Below are 19,966 nucleotides of genomic sequence, written 5' to 3'. Positions count from 1 at the left end.
TTCATTTTAAGAGTATATTAAGATTTCTAGGTAGAGCGGCAAGATAATCAGACATATTCAATACTTTTATTTTTCGTTTCATTCTTCTTGACAATTCTTCAATGGGTTTACCTTCAAGTAATAAACTAGTCTCTTCCTCAGTGAATTCTATAGGCTTGATTTTATTATCGTCTATATATCTTTTGTTTACAGGACATACATCCTGACATCTTGAACATCCATATATGCTATTATGGGAAGATTTGTCCACCCACTCTGGAAAATCCCATTTTGAATCAACTTCGTTGTAATAGGTAAGACATCTTTCAGTTTTAATCAAAAATCTATCTTCCACAATTGCTCCCGTTGGACAATTATCCAAACAATCTCTACAGCCTTTACAGATATCCATTTGAAACATTTCATGCCAAATATCATCTTCACAAGGGATATTTGAATAAAAAGGTACAAGATTAATGAAACTACCTAAACCTTCCACATAGCATAGATTATTTCTACCATATGTACCCAATCCACTTCTTGCAGCTAATAGATTTCTAGGTAATCTTGGGGCATATTTTATTTGATAACCCAAAGATTTCAGAAAATCATTCAAATAATTTTCTATTCTAAGTGGCGCAGTGGTCATATCCATATATGTGGAAGGAAGCTTTAACGGTACTTTCTCACCTTGCCAATTGAAGTTAACTGTTACTGTGGCGGGACTTGGTGATGCAACTATGATAATTGAACGAATGGTAAAATCAAGATTAGGTAAATTAATATCCTGAAAACCATTAACAATATTTTTTTGGAACTTGTCCAATAATCCACTATTCATAGTATTTCTTGAGTCTTGTTCAATCCGCTTTAAATTCCTGGCAGGAAATACTTTTGCTCTATCTCCATGTTTTTTTACCTCTTTTTCAATTAATCCAACCATCACCAATCCCCCCACTCTTATCCCTCATGGATCAAGTGTTAAAAATTATCTCTGACTCTAATGTTTAAGAATAAATTCTGGTGCACGTTCAGCACTTATACGAATCGTCTCTATATCATCAATTGATTTATACTTTATATATACAATCATATCTTTGACATCATCATATCTTTCACTGATGTTAACTCTACTATTTAAAATTTGCTGTATTTTACCTTTGTCTTTAATATATATATAATTATACTCCCCAGTACGATTAAATATATCTTCTTCATCTTCATATCTATATGAAGTTGTTATCGCCATTTCACTGACATCTTCTGGTAAAATCACAATATTTTCGTAATATCCTTTTTCTTTTAACCAGGATATTAAGTTAGTATAATTACTTTTTAGTTGTACATCTAATGTAATATTACGCCCTTTTTTACTGGTTCCATAAAAATTTATTTTTGCTAGATTAATACTTTCTTTCATGTTTTCATAGGATTCATCTATTATTTCTTGCTTAGTTATGGATATAAATTCTTTTAATTCTTGTGGATCTTTTATTACAATATTCTCCTTACAACTGTCTGGATAAATATTGGCATTATATATATTTTCTTCATCATTTGTTAATAGAGCATAATGATTTTCCTTAAATTCTATTGATTCAAATACTGCTTTGTAATACTGGTCATACTTCTCTTCTTTATCTATTGAATATGTTCTTTTAATACTTTTACCATTTTTTAATCTATATGCAATATTTACCTGATCACCTTCTGCTGGTCGTTCTTTAATTATTTCAGTATGAAGGGCTATAATAAAATTTATCATTTCTTCAGTATCATACTCAGAGTAATAAGAATTCCAGAAAAATCTATGGCTATACCCACTATTAAAATCAATACTTTCAACATCATCTGCTTTTGGAACTTTTTTTTCATAACCTAATAAATCAAACTTAAAACCCATTACTGCAATTATGATAACCAAACTATATATAAGAAGTCCTTTATATTTGTTAAATACATTAATTTGTTTTTGTAGTAACATCTCGGATAGAAAATATCCTATTACAGCTCCTACTAACCCACCTATCAGGAATCTAAGTAATGATTCATCATCTCGGTACCAGTAGCAAAAAACAACTCCTGCTCCAAGCATAAAACAAAAAGTCACACCATATTTGAATATTACTTTAAATATATTAAAACATATGATGCTTGAAACATTCTCCAGGTTTCTTCGCTTATATAAATATAGAGCAAAGGGGTAGAAAATTATAATATATATTATATAAGCAACAATGCTCATATTCATCACAACACTCATATTGCTCATATTGTTGATTATCAATGGACACAAGTAATTAGCTTGTGAATAATAACTATCGGAAAATCCATAAACAACAATATTCAGGAAATATAAAACCATAATTATTAACCCTACTGGAAGTAATAAAAATATGTAAGAAAATACCAGTTGCCATATAGACCCGCCTACTATAACCCCTATGAATGAACTAATTATAAAAATAGCTGATGATAATATAGAGGCTTTTAAAAACCAACTTAGATAAAACATATTACTAGTAGGACATCCCACAATTGTATTTATTATTATCATCAATACTGTATTAAATAGTAATGGTACCAATAAGAGTATTAATCCTACTAGAATATGGCTATTAAATATTTGTACCCTAGTATATGGATAGCTGTGTATTATAGTATATGAACGCACTACTTGTAAGTAGCGAAATAATAGTATGGCCACTAACACAGGTAGCGTGAGAAGCATTACATTAATAAAAAAGTTATCGAATTCAAAAATGTTCATCATATAATTTGTATTATAATTTCCATCTGAATAACTTAGCATTGAAGGTAATGTCATCATACAAAAGAGAACTATTGTATAAACAATACCAAACCATCCATAGGCTCTCAAATCATTACAGAACCATGTTTTACTAAAGTATGATGTCTTTGATTTCATAACCCACACCTCCCATTTCATATATGAATATTTCTTCTAATGTAAGAGGTAGAATGTCTAATATTGCTGGATTGCTTTGTTCTATTATACTGATAGTTTTTTCTCTGTTACCTTTTAATATATATAAGAAAATACTCCCTCTATTTTCTTTATGCAATATTTTAGTACCATCTAATATGCTCTTATCAAATTCACCCTTAAATGCTACTTGTATTTTATACACATCTGATTTTAGATCATCCAATTCCCTTTCAATCAGCAATTTCCCTTGATGCATTATACCAACAGTATCACATATATCCTCTAATTCTCTTAGATTATGTGAAGATACCAAAACAGTCATTTGTCTTTCTGCCACATCTTGTACTACTAGATTCCATACTTTCTTTCTCATTACAGGGTCTAATCCGTCTACAGGTTCATCCAGTATCATTACTTCTGGCATATAGGATATACACAGCCAAAATGCTACTTGTTTTTTCATACCTTTAGATAGTTTGTTAATTTTCATGTTTTCATCTATCATGAAAACATCTTTTAGTTTTTCGTACCTTTCTTCATTCCATGTACTAAAAACTTCTCTATAGAATCTAGCCATTTTTTTGATAGTATACTGAGGAAAGAAATATAATTCGTCAGGGACATAAGCTATTTTTTCTTTTATTTCATTATTTTCATAAACAAAATTTCCATCTATCTTGATTTGTCCATCATCCTGTTGATATACTCCAGTTAAGTGTTTTATTAGTGTTGTTTTACCAGCACCATTTGGTCCAACTAGCCCATAAATTGAACCCTTTTTTATATGTAGAGATATATCAGCTAATGCTTTGGTACCTTCAAAATTTTTGCTTAAGTGTTCAACATTAATCATTCTATACCTCCCTTATCTATTTTTTTTCTATAGACATCTTCAATTATTTGTTTTATAAATTCTTTTGATATGCCCACATAGTTGGCTTCTTTTACTAGTTCAGTTATTTTTTTCAATAGTTCAACACTATTTTTTACCCCTGATTTATCATCTACTGGCATGACAAAGTTACCCCTTCCTCTTGCTGAGTAAATATAACCTAAATTCTCTAATTCTTTATATGCTTTTTGAATTGTATTAGGATTAATTGTTAACTGGCTTGCAAGCTCCCTAACAGATGGAAGCTTTTCATCTGGTTGTAGTATTCCTGAGAATATTAATTCTTTTATATTGTTTACTAATTGTTCGTATATTGGTTCTCTACTTCTTAAGTCAATGTGAATCAATAGCACACCTCCTTAGTGTATTAACTGTATTACATTATATAGTACAGTTGGTACAGTGTCAAGATATTTTTAGTATTGTTCTGATTTTATTGATGATATGTATGCAAAAAAAATGAACCGCCTATGAGTTTTAAAAAAATCTTAGGTAGTTCATTTTGTATTGTTTATTCTTAGACTATCTTATTTAACGTTTCTGTGAAATAGTGGTATACTAACCTTTAATAGAAAGCAGTTTCTGCTTTAATTCATTTTCAATACGATTCAATTCTATCTCTGCTTCTTTTCTCTTTTGACGACCTTCATTCTGAATATGCATTACCTCATCAAGGGTTGAAATCAAAGATTGATTGGTAGTGCGTAGAGTTTCAATATCTACAATTCCTCGTTCAGATTCCTTTGCAGTCTCAATGGTTGCCATCTTAAGTGTTTCGGCATTTTTCCTTAATAATTCATTAGTCATGTCGGTAACTTTCCTTTGAGCTTCTGCTGCCTGACCGGAATGTGCAACACCAAGAGCAAGTACCATCTGACTTTTCCATAGTGGAATTGTATTTACTATAGTAGATTGGATTTTCTCAGCCATAAGAGTATCATTTCCTTGCACCAACCTAATCTGTGGAGCCATCTGAATGGAAATCATTCTGGTTAATTCCAGATCATGTATTTTCTTTTCAAAACGATTACACATTGACATCATATCGTTTACCGCCTGTGCATCCTCTGGAAGTCCGCTTTTAGATGATTTTTCAACTAAAGCTGAAAGTTCTTCTGACTGAACCTTAGCAAGTTTTTTCTTACCAGCCAGTATATACATAGACAACTCTTTGAAATATGTTTTATTCATCTCGTACATTTTATCCAACATTGCTACATCTTTTAATAACTGAATCTGATGACTTTCAAGTGTACGACAGATTTTATTAACATTTACTTCTGCTTTATTATATTTTACTTTCATTGCATTTATTTTATTGGAAGACTTTTTAAATATCCCAAATAGACCTTTTTGTTCATCTGTGTCAAAGCTTTTTAATTCCAAAACAACACCTGAAAGCATTTCTCCTACTTCTCCCAAATCCTTTGTTTTAACATTATTAAGCGCTGTTTCAGAGAAATCTGCAATCTTTTTTTGAGCTCCTGCACCATATTGGAGAATGAGATTGGTTTTGCCTAATTCAATCTTTTCAGAGAATTCTTCAACCATTTTTTGTTCTTCTTTTGTCAACATAGTTTCATCAAATGCAGGATTTTCTTTAATTACCTGCTCAGATTCCTGCAACATCATATCTTGCATATTATTTTCCTTCTCTACAGTCTCATCAAATAAAGCATCAAAAGTTAAAGTTGGTTCTTGATTACTCATTTTTCATCCTCCTAATTAATTAAAAATCTTTTTCAGTTAACCCTTCTTGTTTTAGCATAGTGTTTAATACTGATATATCCGTTGCTACATCCATTGCTACATCTTGAAATAAACTATCCAATAAATTCTCAAAAGCTAAATTAATAGTATCCAGTGTATTTTCAATTTCCATTTTTGCTGAGCAAATATTTTCACCTTGTGACGACTGCATATCCAATTCCTTATAAGCATTCAATAATTTCGCCGTAGTAGGAAGATAATAATCCATAAATTTTTGAATATCCGAAAGCTTTTCTGGATGGCTTTCAACATAATTGAAAATTTTACTTGTTACATTTTCCAACTGATACAATTTTTTAGTGATTTCTATTCCTGAAATAACATCATTTGCTTCTCTAATCTGTCTGATATATAATTTACCTTCTTCTATTGACTTTTTAAGTTCAGAATCTTTAATTTCGTCGTTATTTGTTTCTTTTGTTTTCTGTCTAGGCTGTTGTTCTTCCTCTAACTTTTCAGCTTTCATTTTTTCTTGAAGTTTAAGGTACTGATCATAACTTTCGTTATTAAGCATAAAGCAAGTTTTTTGATCATCCAGATGTCCTTCTGGAAACATACCTAAAGAAATCATTCTACGCAAATCTTTTATAATAAACCTTTTCTTTAGTCCAGTATAATTAGATAATTCCTTAATCATACAATAATTTTTATCTTTTGTATACTTGATATACTTTTTAAAACGTTTTAATCTCTTTCTTATTGATCCACCTTTTCCTGTCAATAACATACTAACTATAAATAATGGTGCTAATCCTTTTAAAATGGTAAAATAAAGGCTATTATCCAAAGTATAGCCAAGTATAGCCATTACAATGATAGCAATTCCAAACAATCCAAGTCCGATACTGCCAAATACAGTAAATAATATTCCAGATATTCTTCCAACCGGCTTTACAAATTGCATATGATCAGTGACATTCTTATTGTCATAAACTTGGTTTTCTTCATGGGGTGGTTTATTTGAATGGTGGTTATACCTATAATGCTTGTCCTTGTATCGTTCATTATATATGTCCTTATTATCCCATTGCTTTCGATTCTTGCTATTATTATGATTGTATCCTATAGAACTTTTAATATCATCTAAAGTATTGTTTATGGTATTTCCAATATCTTTATTTAATTGATTAAAATCTCTAGTGTTGACTGCTTTTTTAACACTATCCTTGATTTCATTTCCGATGCTTGAGAAGTTCCTTTTATCCATAGTTTGCCTCCTCATTAGATACTTGCAAAATCTTCTTTTCTATTATATCGTATTACTATGTAATTTTCAAACAATCTATATATAAGATTATAATTATTGCTCGTCTACATTATGATTAAGTAAAGGTATCATATCATAATTACCTTCTAATACATATAATGAAGGATATGTGAATTGAATATTATGGAATCTCCAAGTATCATTTTCTTTTACAGCCATAGCATCAAATCTGAATTCCCACATTGATTCTTTTCCAAATGATAGTTCTTTTAAAACATATGCTATTTGTTTTTGTGCTTGGAAAAGTTTATCTTCACCTTTACCTTCTTTTTGAAGTGTTTTTTTAATATTATTCCACTCTTTTTGAAGCAATTGATCTAAGGTTGAACATTTTTTGAACATACCATTAGTTATAATATTTGCTGTATCTCCCTCAATGTTAGTTACCGCCTCTTTGATATTAAGTTCCATATCGTCCCATTTTTCTCTTTGTATCTGAATCATCTTTTGTATATCTTCAATACCTATAGCGACAGGAATCTCATTAGGATCAACTATATAAATATCCTCATATGCAGCAAAGAGATCTTTAACAGTATCTAATATATCTAATTTTTTATTCAGGTAGTTCTCTTTTAAGGTGTTTAGTAATTCCCTAATACTTTCACATGATTGATTATTATGTTCCTTGCTTAACTTACTCATTCTCTGTACTATTTGATTATAATACTTTAGTGAATCTATATTATCATTATCTACTCTCCATTCAGGATATCTTGACATAGGTACTGAAAAATGCAATTTATTAATTAACCATTTATCATTCGTTTTGATTAATGTGCCTGATAATCTGATTGGGAAAGGAATATTTTTACCTTTATTGCCTTGTGATGATTTTATGATTAATGCTAGCTTAAGATTTAACATTGCCATTTTGGAAAATTGATTATAATTGATATAACGCCCTTTTTCTTCAAAATAATCTGCCACTAGGTCTTCACACCATTCATCAAAATCGTCTTCAGAATCCCAACTTATTGTACAATCAGTTAAAAACCAAGCTGTGTTACCTTCTGAATTAATTTTTGCATTTTCATAGTTAATAACTAAATCTCCCCAATATTTCCAATCACTTTCAATTAATCCCTTACATTCTTCAAGTCCAATACACCACTCACTACGAGACGTTCCTATAGTTATAATTTTATCATCTTTGATAAATAAGTCATTCATATAGCTATCTATATTGTCTATATCTTTGTCTGTGTATCCTTTTTGGAATTTCTGCAAAACACTTTTTACTTGCATTATAGTTTCGTTGTTAATTAATGATTGTGATGTCATTTAAATACCTCCTTAAGTTTTAATAACAGTAGTAATTATAGAAGTTCTTATTATATTTCCATTATCAAAACTCATTTATTACTAGACTGCTAGCATATAATGTTATTGTATCATAATTATATGGTTAGCATAATTATATTATTATGTATTATAAAATCATCAACCTAGTTCATAAGTTGATGATTTATTTGTTGTAAAACTATATTAATATTTTCAAGACTAACTAAATATTTGATGTTTCTTAAATAATTCTTCCAGGTCTTCACTTTCTAATGTATCCATTACCGTAATGCTAACATCATCTTTTGATATTTGATTGTCTTCTAGATATTCGTCTAATAAGTTTCTTTCCTTATCGCTGTTGTATAGTGTACATATAATGTTACCGTCTTTATCGTTAACAAAAATGTAGTCCTCGTTACTTAATATTTTTTCTAATCCTTCAGATATAGTATTAAATGATTCGATTAGATTATCTATTATATTCAAATTAAATCACTCCTAGCTCTCATTTGGTTAATGTTTTTGTATCTGTTAAGATTAGGATGTGTAATTTTTGTTGTAATATTCTTTATCAATTAATATGTAGTAAATTGATAATAGATAAAATATAAATATCCATACACTATTTGATGTTAGGTTTACTACTAATTATTTATTACTTCTTTAAAATCATTTAGAAATCTAAATATAAAATTATTTTTCATGCTAAATTCATTATCCAATTGTTTTTCAGCCCAATCAGTAAAGTCTATTTCCATGTCTGGATTCATTTGTATTGTATCTTCTGTAATTATTTTTAGATTAGCTGTACAACTTCCGCCTTTTAAGTCATTCGCAGTAATTTTAATATCTGTTAATTCGTTTTCTGCAGTACGATAATAATAAATATTATTATAAATATATCCTTTATTAATAGTATAATATAACTTATCATTTTCTTTATCATTAAAAACCTTTTTCAAATCTAATTTTAATGTTTTAAAAGGTTTTACTTTATAACAAGTATTAATATCTGTTCTAACAATGGGAGATTCATTTTGTTTGTTTAAGTCAAATTTTCCATTTTTAATAGTTACTTTTATTTCATTAGCTTTAATGTCATAAAGATTTTTTAATAGATTGCTGTAAATCATCTTTAAAGTATAATTACCGTCAGGAATATTTGACCAATTATAAATCATTTCTTTATAACCATAATAGTTATCATTAAAAAAATCACAATCGGAATAATGTATTACTCCCTTCTCATCTACTAATACAACATTATAAAAATATTCTAGTCCCAATTTCATAGAATCATAATATTGATTATACAATATACTATTATACTCATCATTTACTATGGCAATTACTTGTGGTATATCATTATAATAGTTAATCAAAAATGAGTTTTCTAATTTTTTTCCTACGTTTATGTTATGTTCTTGATTTGATTTTAATTTCTTTGTATTACGAAACCTTAAATATTTTGTGGAATCTTTTCCACCTATTCTTCTTTTAATACTAAACTCATATATACCTGGGTTAACATAGTTAATAAAATATAGATTACCATCAAAACTACACCCTGTATCTATTCCACAACCTGCTATTTTAGAATTCGTAACAAAAGAACCTGAAAAACATATATAATCATCCAAGTTATTAATGTTATATGTTAATTTAACAGAATCTTTGTGTAAGTCATCAATATAATTAAAACCATGTCCTTTTAATCTATATAAATATTGTTCAAAGGATCCTGAATGCCATCCATGTAGTTTTATAACATGACTACCACATTCAATATAAACTGGCTTCTCTGACTCAATTATTTTAACTATAGGATTATTAGGTTGAATAGTATAATTATTAACAAAAGGATTAATTGTGATTTCACGTATATTTTTCATTTTTTCATCTAGATATACAGTCTGTATATTATTAGGAATTAATAGTTTATTACCACATGATACTATAGTCTTTATATATATAGGTATATCAATATTTTCAGATATTTGTTTTCCTCCTGTAATAATAACAATTCTATCATATAGTCTGAATATATCCTCATCTAAATTTGTATAAGCTATACCATTTTCATTGCTATTAACCCTCTGCACTAATTTGCTATTTTTATCTTTTATACCATAAATCTGAATTTCAAAATCATCAATTTTTTTATAATTGACATCATACATATAAAAACTTGTATTATATTCTAATAGCTTAACTTTTAATTTATTCTCATATATTACTTTGTTATTATGAACCAATTCTATTCTAAAATTATATGCTTTAAATTCTTTGTCTTCAAATTGTAATATGTAATTATTGTAGCCTTCTGAGTCAATTACTTTTTGGTCTATTAGTTTATTATCAAAATAAAATTTTATAATATCTCCAATATGACCGTTTGAGAAATACTTGATATTTATTTTTCCATTAATATCAATATCACTTGTGGGAGATATTATCTTGAAAGATTTATCTACTGTAACATAATTAGTGAAATTAATTGAACCGTAACCGAAAACATTATCGTAACCTTCATTTCCTAAATCATCAGTATACATCTTTAATATCTTTTCTATTTCCTTTGGTGATCTATTCTTATCTTCTAATTTGATCAATGCTAACGCTGATGATATAAATGGTGATGCAAAAGAAGTACCCGACATATAGCTATATTGATTATCTAGTGATGAACTATATATACTACTGCCAGGAGCACATATATCTATAGAATTTCCGTAATTTGAGAAAAGTGAGATATCGTTAAGTTCATTAATAGAAGATACTACTATTATCTCTTCTTTTGAAGCAGGAAAGAACTTGGAAACATCTTCTGAATCATTTCCAGCACTAGCAACAACTAATACATTATTATCAAGAGCATAATTAAGTGCTTCATCTAGATATTTTGAATATCCTATACCTCCAAAGGATAAATTTATTACATCTGCACCTTGCTTAACTGCATAATAAACTCCCAATGCAAGTACTGAATCATAACCATATCCATATTTATCCATAGCTCTTATTGGCATTATCTTAATATTTTCAGGAGTATTCGCTGCAACTATACCAGCTACATGAGTACCATGTCCATTTTTATCATTGGCTATATCATCATGATCTATAAAATCGTAACCACTAATTAGTCGATCTTTTAATAATTCATGAGTTATTTCCACACCAGTATCAACTACTGCAACGATAACTTCATCTTGATTATCTTTTAGGTAATTGGATAGAACATTTAATGCTGTTTTATTGGTGGACCACTCATCTTTCAACTTTGTAATATTATGTATTTTTCTTTTATAATCTGGTTGAATATATTCATATTGATTATCGTTATTTATTTGTATACTTATATTATTATCTTTAAATCTAATCTTATCTATGTCTTTTATATTAATACTTTTATATTTGAACTTGTTATCATCATTATCAAAATACTTACAAATAACGGAATCTGTTTTACCATCATCTGTTATTATTTTTTGTAAGCTATCATCAGCATATATATTACTTTCAAATAGATACAAAGCACATATCGTACATATAAATAATAATATTAGATTTATGTATTTATTTTTTTTCATTTTTACCACCTCTATATTATTTCATTTTAAAATAACATATATTTTGATATATTTCAACAATCATTGTCATATTTATGCAATATATTTAATGCCTTCAACTATTTTCATGGTGTATCCCCTTTACTACACTTTTTTATTGTCATTATATTGTAGTTTTTATTTGACTTAAACTAAAAAAGAATAATCAACTTGATTTATAAGTCAATTATTCTTTAATTATTATTCTTGCTCTATAAAAAAAAGGAATTCATTTGCTTTATTACTAATTACTTAGCTATAAATCTAATTGTATTATCCACTTCTTCTAATAGAAGAGTTATATAGGTTTATTGATACCTTTATACTATTTTATTTCTGAAGAATATTCTGTTTCAACAGGTAGTAAAGCAATATCAAACAAATCATTATTAATATGTTCTCTATATTCTCTAACTTTATTCGTCATATCAATTATATTATATATTCCTTTAGTTAAGTATTTCTCTACCATATCTCCTTTTATTCCTAATTGAATAGCTCTCTTATCCAGCGGATTACCATATATATCTCTATCTGGATCAAATTGGCATCGTACATTTGATTTAGATAAATGCATTCTCCAATTATCACGTGTAGAATAAACATTTATATCATAAGTTGATAGTACTGCCTTAGATAATAGTTCTTCAAAAAATACTCTATAAATATCTATTGCTAATATTCTCTCTTGATCTTTTTTGGTTCCCCATCCTGAACGATACATCATCCATAAAAATGATGGCTTTATCCATGTCATTCTTTCTTTTTTGAAGTTATTACCAAAAGTATTTAATTCTAATGCTTCATCTGCTATACGATCATTATATGCTTGGTAAACTCTTATAGTTTTGTCATCATATTTTGCATAAATCTTCTTGTTTTCTAATATCACTTTAATCACCCTTTAATAACTTTTATATCTCAATCCTATCAACAATCCTGTATATAACAATGCTAGCTTCAGAACGCTTCAAAGTATTATCCGCCTTAAAAGAACCATCATCATAACCGGTAATAATTCCCTCATGATAAACCTTTAATACGGCTTCCTTATGAGCATCATTTATTGATTTGTAATCTTTAATTTTCTCAATCATTTCTTTTTTTTGTTTTTCATTAAGAGGACTTAGATTCATAGTATTAACAATGATTTGTGCCAGTTCACCCCTTGTAATCTCTCTGGAATAGTCCTCAAATTGATTTGCAGAAATATACTTCTTATCAATGGCAAAATCAATATATTTCTGTGCCCAATAATCTGAAGATGGACCAGCTATTTCACCATTTAATGCAACACATAACGTTTTAATAAACTGGTCTACAGTAATCGTTTTATTAGGACTAAAGTAACCATTGTGTCCACTAATAATTTTCTTATTATGCAACTTATACAATTTAGAGGCAAACCAATCGTTATCACTAACATCGTAGAACACACTACTACCCTGAACACTAGCAGGCTTTGGGTTATTATCAAAGTCAGATATCAATTCAATTTTATCTTCTTGTCTTAAGTAACACGCAAACTTTCTTGAGGCATTAAAAACAACATATTGCTCATTGGCATCAAAGAAATTAGAAACACTGTCACAACTAATTACTTTGAAGTTATTCCCATTAGTGTCCGTGGATACCAGCTGATTACCACCTTTCCATGTTTCAAAGAAAATAGTAGATTTGTTTACGATAACATCCGATGCCCATTGTTTCTGTGAATATATCTTCTTCACATTAATATTGTTTATTGACGTTTTATAGATACCACCATTGTTTCCTTTTACATAATATAAGTACCCATTTTTAATATCACAACCATAAATAAACACAGAACTAATTTTGCTCTCTTTAAGAGAACTCAAGTCCAACTTACGTAGCTCATATGTAGGATAATCACCTTGGTCAATAACATAACCATTGAAATAATAGCATTCTCGAACATCCCAAATATGTTCTTTTTTAGATATATCCAATTCACCTATTGGAAGACGGAATAGCTTAGATATATAATCATCATTTTTTTCACCAAAAAAATAAACATAATTATTATCTATTCCAGCCATAAAATAATCGTATTCTTCACCTTTCAAAGTATAAATTGTGTTCTTCTTCAAATTAACAATCTCTAGGCTAGCCAAGTCTGTTATACTAGTGCCTCGATCTTGAATTACTACATAGTTATTATAATAATATAATCTCGAAGATGCACCAAAATGGTACTCTCTATTATCTAAGACTGTAAAATCCTTAAGGGTTTTTATTTCTTTCAAATCAGGGGTAAGTTCAATGATTTCATTTTCTCTTGTAATAATTAAATTACCTGTATCATTGAAGGCAGCTGATTGATTAGATGATACCAAACCTTCTAAAGGTTTATAATTAATCTTCTTTGCCTTAATATCGTAAACAGCTAAATAATTAGACTTGGTAAAATATATATTATTGTCAATCACGTTCTCAAATTTTTTTTCATGATAAATTGAATCTTTAGTCACTAGCTCTGTGTCTTGACCTTCAATTGATGCTTTCCAAATCCCATAATAATATTTTCTATACTCAATATCAGTTCTTGCATAATAGTAAAGTTCACCGTTAAATAATTGGAGATTCCCTGCATTTTTCAAGTTAGATAAAACAATTGTTCTCTCACTTCCGTCATACTTTACTTTAACGATATCGTATAAATAATCTTGACTATTTTTCTCTATGAAGTAAATCCATTGATCATCGCATACGAATTCAGAAACTTTTTTAGTATATTTAAAGAAGGTGTCTTTGTCTGTGGCTAAGTTATATAAACTAAATGTACCATAATGATTACTGATTAAATATCCATTTTGGGTTGCACATTGAGAGTGGTTCCAATTTAGTTCAATAGGGCTTAGATTAGATAAATCCATCTTGTACATCTTCCCTGCATAAAAAGTCAAATATCCATTACTATATGCAAGATTCTTTACATCCCATATATTATGACTGAACAGTTTCTCTTTACCTGTACCATTTGATCGGATACGATACAATGCACCTTCACCCATATATATGGATTTTGACTCTATATAATATATCCATTCATCTTTGATTAAAAATTCAGATGCCTTAAAAGTAAATAGTTTAGTATATCCTGTGCCATCCATTTTAATTTTGCACAGATACCCTTCATCGGTGTCATCAATATAATATATCCATTCTCCTTGTTGTTGAACATATTTAGCTTCCTGTGTATCACTTGCTGCATTAACTATAATTGATGTGTAACATACCATCACAAATATGGCTATTGATAATAGTAATTTTTTTGTCATAATTTCCACCCCATACTTTTTTTACTAATTATACCTATGATTTGAACAAAAATCAATTGCATTGTTTTAGTACTTTTTATTACTGATATACCACCAAAATATCCAAAAACCTTTGTCAGTCACATAAACAAAGTGCCTTGTTTCTTATTCTTATCCATTTAATTAAAAATCATATTTAAATCCTATTACTACTCATTATCCTCTCAGCCAATTCATTCAAATACTCCCACCTATCCATCAACTCCATCAACTTACTCTCCAACTTCTCTTTTTCTTCAGTAAGTTCCTGTAACCTCACAAAATCACTGCCACCCTTACCTATCTCTTCTTCCACCTTACTTATTTTATCCTCAACTTTTTCAATCTTACCATCAATCTCCTCATACTCTATCTTCTCTTTGTAACTAAACTTAGGAGCTCTTTCTCTTTGCTTATAGTTTGATTTTGTATTTTCTTTTTCTGTATTATTAACTTTTACATTCTCTTCATTACTATCCATAACATTAGTATTAATCTTGATATAATTAGTATAATTTCCTGTAAACTGTTTAACCTCACCATTGCCCATGAAAACAAATAGTTTATCACATATCTTATCCAAGAAATACCTATCATGAGATACTGTAATAACTACTCCCTTAAAATTTTCAATATATTCCTCTAGAATAGTAAGTGTTTGTACATCAAGGTCATTTGTAGGTTCATCTAGTAGAAGTACATTAGGATTTTGCATCAATACTCTAAGCAGGTACAATCTTCTCTTTTCTCCACCAGATAAACGATTAATAAAAGTATATTGCATTTCTTTTGTAAACAAGAATCTTTCTAACATCTGTGAAGCTGTTATTTTATAATTATCGCCAGCAGTAATATATTCTGCAACTTCTTTAATATACTCAATAACCTTAAGACTTTCATCCATCTCAAGATTTTCTTGTGAGTAATAACCGATAACTACTGTTTCACCTATATCTATACTTCCATTGTCAGGGGTTAGTCTACCGTCAATCATATTAAGTAATGTTGATTTTCCTATTCCATTAGCACCTATAATACCTACTCTATCATCTCTAAGAACTGTATAGTCAAAATCTTTTAATACAGTATTACTACCAAAACTCTTAGATACATTATGGATATCAATAATTTTCTTACCTAGTCTTCTTGACCCCACTGTAATATCCATATTCTGCTGTCTTAAATCAACTTTTTGTTCTTTTAGTTGTTCAAATCTATCTATTCTAGCTTTTTGTTTGGTAGACCTAGCTCTTGCTCCTCTTCTTATCCATTCTAGTTCATTTCTAAATATATTTCTTCTTTTTAATTCTTTATTGATGACTTCTTGCTCTCGTTCGGCTTTCTTTTCTAGATATAAGCTATAGTTTCCTATATAGGAATATAATCCGCCTTGGTCAAGTTCTAGAATTCTATTGGTAACTCTATCAAGAAAATATCTATCATGTGTAATCATTAATAGTGCACCTTTACGATTATTAAGATAATCTTCCAGCCATTCAATCAACGTATCATCAATATGGTTTGTGGGCTCATCTAGAATTAGCAAATCTGATGGTTGAATTAAGGCCGCTGCTAAAGCAACCCTTTTTCTTTGTCCACCTGATAATATTCCCATTTTTGACTCAAAGTCTCGTATACCAAGTTTAGTTAGAATGCTTTTAGCTTCACTTTCCATTTTCCAAGCATCAAAAGAATCCATGTCACTATTAAGTTTTGTTAATCTATCTTGTAATTTAACATTGTCGTACTCTTTTTCTAACTTCTGGATTATTAGCTCATATTCTCTTATGAGTTTCATTTCTTTACTATCACCTTTAAATATCTGTTCAAGTACTGTGGATTCGCTATCAAAGTCAGGATTCTGGGATAGGTATTGAATTTTTACATCTCTACCAGTAACTACTTTTCCTTCATCAAGAGATTCTATACCTACTAAAGTCTTTAGTAATGTGGATTTTCCTGTACCATTAACGCCTATTAAACCTATTTTTTCATTATCATCAATACCAAATGTTATATTTTCAAACAAAGTTTTCTCTGAATAACTTTTAGAGAGATTTTCTGCGGACAATATATTCATGTTTAAACCTACCTATCTATAATTTATTTATGGATTAATACTTAAATATGTAATTTAATTTTTCTCAATATGTTTATATTAGATTATACCATAATCGTTTAGATATACTCAACTATGTAAGTTTGTGTTGGTTATATTGGAACTAACGGTTATGATGTGAGTGTAATATGGTTTATTTTACTTCGCCTTACTCCTGAAGGACCGGTCTTCGTAAAATGAACCATATTACACTTTTATTTGCTTGTTGATTTCAATATTATTATGTAGTAATTATGCATAAATTTCAACTGATATACAGCTCCTATTTTGGTACATTTTAATTTTACATGCATTTTATCCCACCAAACGTGCAGTTCGTCAGGATTTGTTGAAAAACATTTTTCATAGTATTAACATTATGATATATCAGTATATTAAATATTATAAATTCACATACTATTTCACCACATTATAATATTTAGTTGATATTTCATTTCAAGTAGTAATTATTTATTTGATAACTTCATCTTGTTGACTTATTATAACTAGAATTTTATAAAACATTATGATAATATGGAGGTGAGATTATATCTGAATTAACAATACACTACCAAGAATTAAGTAGAAATGAAAGTAGAGTAAAAAGTATTGCATCTAATGTTGACAATGTAAAAGACAATTTTAATTCTATACGTAATTCGTTGGACTGGGATATCAAATCACGGAATAGTATAGATAGTACCATGAGGAATCTATATCATGAATTGAGCAAACTTGAGGATGAAATCTTTAGGTTAGGAGATTTTATAAATTCATCAGGACAAGCATATAGTCAAGCTGAAGATAGTATTAGCAAGTTAGTTGGTTTAGACAATCTTACTATTGATTCTTCTATAAGTAGTAATGATAACTCTAATTATCCTACGGATAACTATCCTTTTAAAGTTTTTGATTTCAGTTCTAGCATAAAACATTTACTTGACTTTTTCCGTAGAATAGGACAGGCAACTATTGATTTCTTTGTATTAGATGACCCAAGAAATGCTCTAAAAACAGCTGATAGCTTTATTGATATAAAGCCTTGTGCAGGTATTGCTTACTGGGCTGGATTACCTTCTTATAATAATATACTTATTGAGACTGGTGATTTTAATATAACAGGCAATGACCCTCTTATTAATAAATATAAAGGCGAATATACGGCAGTTGATAAAACTAATGATTTTGAATCCGTATTTTCTAATATCTGGAATAATATCTGGTCTCATATTAAAAAGATAGGTGAGTTTTTTGCTCCTGTTTATGAAAATCTGAAAGATTTAGCTATAAAACATCAAGAAGCTATGAAGGAATTACCTAATGATATAGCTACACTAGATTATGAACCATGGATGAGTACATTAAACACTTTTCCTGATCTAGATGATAAGTACAGGTGTGCAATTAGTAATATACCATCTTATAAAGAAGCTGGTCATGCTATGGTACTAGGATGGATGGCAACTGATCCAAGCAGCAGAGGGATAAATCCTAAGTATTACCCACAACTATTGGCTACCCTTATGGTTTATAAAGATAAGGGAGCATTAACTTTAGAGCAGATAGATGCTAAATATCTTGAGATTTATAATCGTAACGAGGAAGCTATAAGAAAGGCAGAAGAAAAGGAAAAAGAAGAGAACAGTAGTGCTTTGGATACAGCTTTAGAATGGACACATACAGTCCTTGATATAGTTGGATGGGTGCCATTTTGTGGCGATGTATGTGATTTAATTAACGCTGGATTGTACTTATTACAGAATGATTTTGTAAATGTTGCTCTATCATGTATAGCTTTTATACCAGCTATTGGACAAGGAATAAAAGGAATACTTAAAAAGATATTTAACGCAGGTGATGACGCTAAGGCTATAGCTAAGATATTATCTAAAATAGATAATCCAAAAGCTATTATAGAGAAGATCAAAGAAGCTTGTACACATATGGTTTCATGGTTAAAGAACTTACCTAATTCCATTGATAATCTCCTTGATAGTCCTTTTATTAGTAAGATGCTAGGTGGAGCTAAAAAAGGTATAAGTAAGATTGTTGACGGTATATCATCTATGTTGGATAATTTTACTACCAAAATACAAGATACTATTGATAATGTAGTAGAGAAGATTGAGAAAAAGCTTGGAAAAACTACAAGCAAAGTTGAATTAAATACCTGTGATAACATAAAAAATATTATTAACGAGAATGGTTATTCGACTGATGAATTTGTTGAATTACTACATCCTGACAGGGCGTTAAATGACAATGAAAAGGCATTAGTAGATTCTATAAGGAATCAGATAGGAATACCATCTGCTGATACAACAATGTCAAAGATTGTACCACAAAGTGATATTTATAATTATTTATATAATCCAGATTATAATGGCGTAAGAGGTTTTACAGCAGTCAAAGAACATGGAGTAAACATAAAAACATTGCCTGAAAAATTTGAAGGCGCTAGATTAGATTATGATAATACTTCTTTTAAAGTTACAAATGGAGTCGATGGAATATCAAAATCCACAGGAGCACCAGATAAATTCTATGGAACTATAGAATATACAGTTGGTGATTCTAATAAATTATCTATTCCAAATTGGGAACCAACAGTAGATAATTATCCATTTACAGGTAAAGGGTTTACCGGCAGTAAGAATATTGTATTACCAGAATACTATCAAGACCCAAGAGACTTCGTTAATGGAGATATATTTAAAATAGTAGATAGTAAAACTGGAGCAGTAACCCAACAATTTATATTCGATGAAAAAATCAAATGGATTGAATTAAAGTGA

The 19,966-nt window shown here is 29.0% G+C and carries 13 protein-coding genes; 1 reads left to right on the top strand and 12 read right to left on the bottom strand.

Going from position 1 to position 19,966, the window contains the following annotated elements:
- Position 1: 1 nt before the first annotated feature.
- The 12 genes from HYG85_RS14630 to HYG85_RS14575 all read right to left on the bottom strand — a co-directional run bounded on the left by HYG85_RS14630 (position 2) and on the right by HYG85_RS14575 (position 17,153).
- Positions 2–922 carry a 4Fe-4S double cluster binding domain-containing protein gene (locus HYG85_RS14630; RefSeq protein ID WP_212690290.1) on the bottom strand — a complete coding sequence of 307 codons (921 nt, stop codon included), beginning with the start codon at positions 920–922 and terminating at the stop codon, positions 2–4.
- A gap of 57 nt (positions 923–979) precedes the next feature.
- The gene (locus tag HYG85_RS14625) at positions 980–2,908 is read right to left on the bottom strand and encodes a DUF6449 domain-containing protein (RefSeq protein ID WP_212690289.1); all 1,929 of its coding nucleotides are present in this window, start codon (positions 2,906–2,908) and stop codon (positions 980–982) included.
- Positions 2,883–3,782: an ABC transporter ATP-binding protein gene (locus HYG85_RS14620; protein ID WP_212690288.1), complete on the bottom strand. Its 900-nt coding sequence runs from the start codon at positions 3,780–3,782 to the stop codon at positions 2,883–2,885. The genes HYG85_RS14625 and HYG85_RS14620 overlap by 26 nt, the downstream gene beginning before the upstream one ends.
- The gene (locus HYG85_RS14615) at positions 3,779–4,174 is read right to left on the bottom strand and encodes a GntR family transcriptional regulator (protein ID WP_334300153.1); all 396 of its coding nucleotides are present in this window, start codon (positions 4,172–4,174) and stop codon (positions 3,779–3,781) included. Before HYG85_RS14615 ends, HYG85_RS14620 begins: the two co-directional genes overlap by 4 nt.
- A 205-nt stretch (positions 4,175–4,379) precedes the next feature.
- Complete coding sequence (locus tag HYG85_RS14610; RefSeq protein WP_212693767.1) at positions 4,380–5,462, bottom strand: toxic anion resistance protein; 1,083 nt, start codon at positions 5,460–5,462, stop codon at positions 4,380–4,382.
- An 88-nt stretch (positions 5,463–5,550) separates the two neighbouring features.
- Positions 5,551–6,798 carry a 5-bromo-4-chloroindolyl phosphate hydrolysis family protein gene (locus HYG85_RS14605; RefSeq protein WP_212690286.1) on the bottom strand — a complete coding sequence of 416 codons (1,248 nt, stop codon included), beginning with the start codon at positions 6,796–6,798 and terminating at the stop codon, positions 5,551–5,553.
- A 93-nt stretch (positions 6,799–6,891) separates the two neighbouring features.
- Positions 6,892–8,142 (bottom strand): nuclear transport factor 2 family protein, encoded by a 1,251-nt coding sequence (locus tag HYG85_RS14600; RefSeq protein ID WP_212690285.1) that lies wholly within the window; start codon positions 8,140–8,142, stop codon positions 6,892–6,894.
- A 219-nt stretch (positions 8,143–8,361) separates the two neighbouring features.
- Positions 8,362–8,631: a hypothetical protein gene (locus HYG85_RS14595; RefSeq protein ID WP_212690284.1), complete on the bottom strand. Its 270-nt coding sequence runs from the start codon at positions 8,629–8,631 to the stop codon at positions 8,362–8,364.
- Positions 8,632–8,789: 158 nt separating this feature from the next.
- Entirely contained in the window at positions 8,790–11,735 is a 2,946-nt protein-coding gene (locus tag HYG85_RS14590; RefSeq protein ID WP_212690283.1) for a S8 family peptidase, read from the bottom strand.
- A gap of 343 nt (positions 11,736–12,078) precedes the next feature.
- Positions 12,079–12,645: a DUF4291 domain-containing protein gene (locus tag HYG85_RS14585; RefSeq protein WP_244971203.1), complete on the bottom strand. Its 567-nt coding sequence runs from the start codon at positions 12,643–12,645 to the stop codon at positions 12,079–12,081.
- 22 nt (positions 12,646–12,667) lie between these two features.
- On the bottom strand, positions 12,668–15,055 hold the full coding sequence (locus HYG85_RS14580; RefSeq protein ID WP_212690282.1) for a DUF5050 domain-containing protein: 2,388 nt from the start codon (positions 15,053–15,055) through the stop codon (positions 12,668–12,670).
- A 175-nt stretch (positions 15,056–15,230) separates the two neighbouring features.
- Positions 15,231–17,153 carry an ABC-F family ATP-binding cassette domain-containing protein gene (locus HYG85_RS14575; protein WP_212690281.1) on the bottom strand — a complete coding sequence of 641 codons (1,923 nt, stop codon included), beginning with the start codon at positions 17,151–17,153 and terminating at the stop codon, positions 15,231–15,233.
- A 743-nt stretch (positions 17,154–17,896) separates the two neighbouring features.
- On the opposite strand from HYG85_RS14575, the gene HYG85_RS24415 reads away from it, so the two are divergent.
- Positions 17,897–19,966, top strand: a complete 2,070-nt coding sequence (locus HYG85_RS24415; RefSeq protein WP_244971202.1) for a hypothetical protein — start codon at positions 17,897–17,899, stop codon at positions 19,964–19,966.

Origin of the sequence: Vallitalea guaymasensis (assembly GCF_018141425.1) — a bacterium.
Taxonomy (GTDB): Bacteria; Bacillota; Clostridia; order Lachnospirales; family Vallitaleaceae; genus Vallitalea; species Vallitalea guaymasensis.
Note: the sequence above shows the minus strand (reverse complement) of the source record. Positions and strands in the feature narration are given on the sequence as shown.

Excerpts from the sequence above, each read along its gene's own strand:
- HYG85_RS14630 (WP_212690290.1), bottom strand. The coding sequence starts at position 922 with ATGGTTGGATTAATTGAAAAAGAGGTAAAAAAACATGGAGATAGAGCA.
- HYG85_RS14625 (WP_212690289.1), bottom strand. The coding sequence starts at position 2,908 with ATGAAATCAAAGACATCATACTTTAGTAAAACATGGTTCTGTAATGAT.
- HYG85_RS14620 (WP_212690288.1), bottom strand. The coding sequence starts at position 3,782 with ATGATTAATGTTGAACACTTAAGCAAAAATTTTGAAGGTACCAAAGCA.
- HYG85_RS14610 (WP_212693767.1), bottom strand. The coding sequence starts at position 5,462 with ATGCAAGATATGATGTTGCAGGAATCTGAGCAGGTAATTAAAGAAAAT.
- HYG85_RS14605 (WP_212690286.1), bottom strand. The coding sequence starts at position 6,798 with ATGGATAAAAGGAACTTCTCAAGCATCGGAAATGAAATCAAGGATAGT.
- HYG85_RS14600 (WP_212690285.1), bottom strand. The coding sequence starts at position 8,142 with ATGACATCACAATCATTAATTAACAACGAAACTATAATGCAAGTAAAA.
- HYG85_RS14590 (WP_212690283.1), bottom strand. The coding sequence starts at position 11,735 with ATGAAAAAAAATAAATACATAAATCTAATATTATTATTTATATGTACG.
- HYG85_RS14580 (WP_212690282.1), bottom strand. The coding sequence starts at position 15,055 with ATGACAAAAAAATTACTATTATCAATAGCCATATTTGTGATGGTATGT.
- HYG85_RS14575 (WP_212690281.1), bottom strand. The coding sequence starts at position 17,153 with ATGAATATATTGTCCGCAGAAAATCTCTCTAAAAGTTATTCAGAGAAA.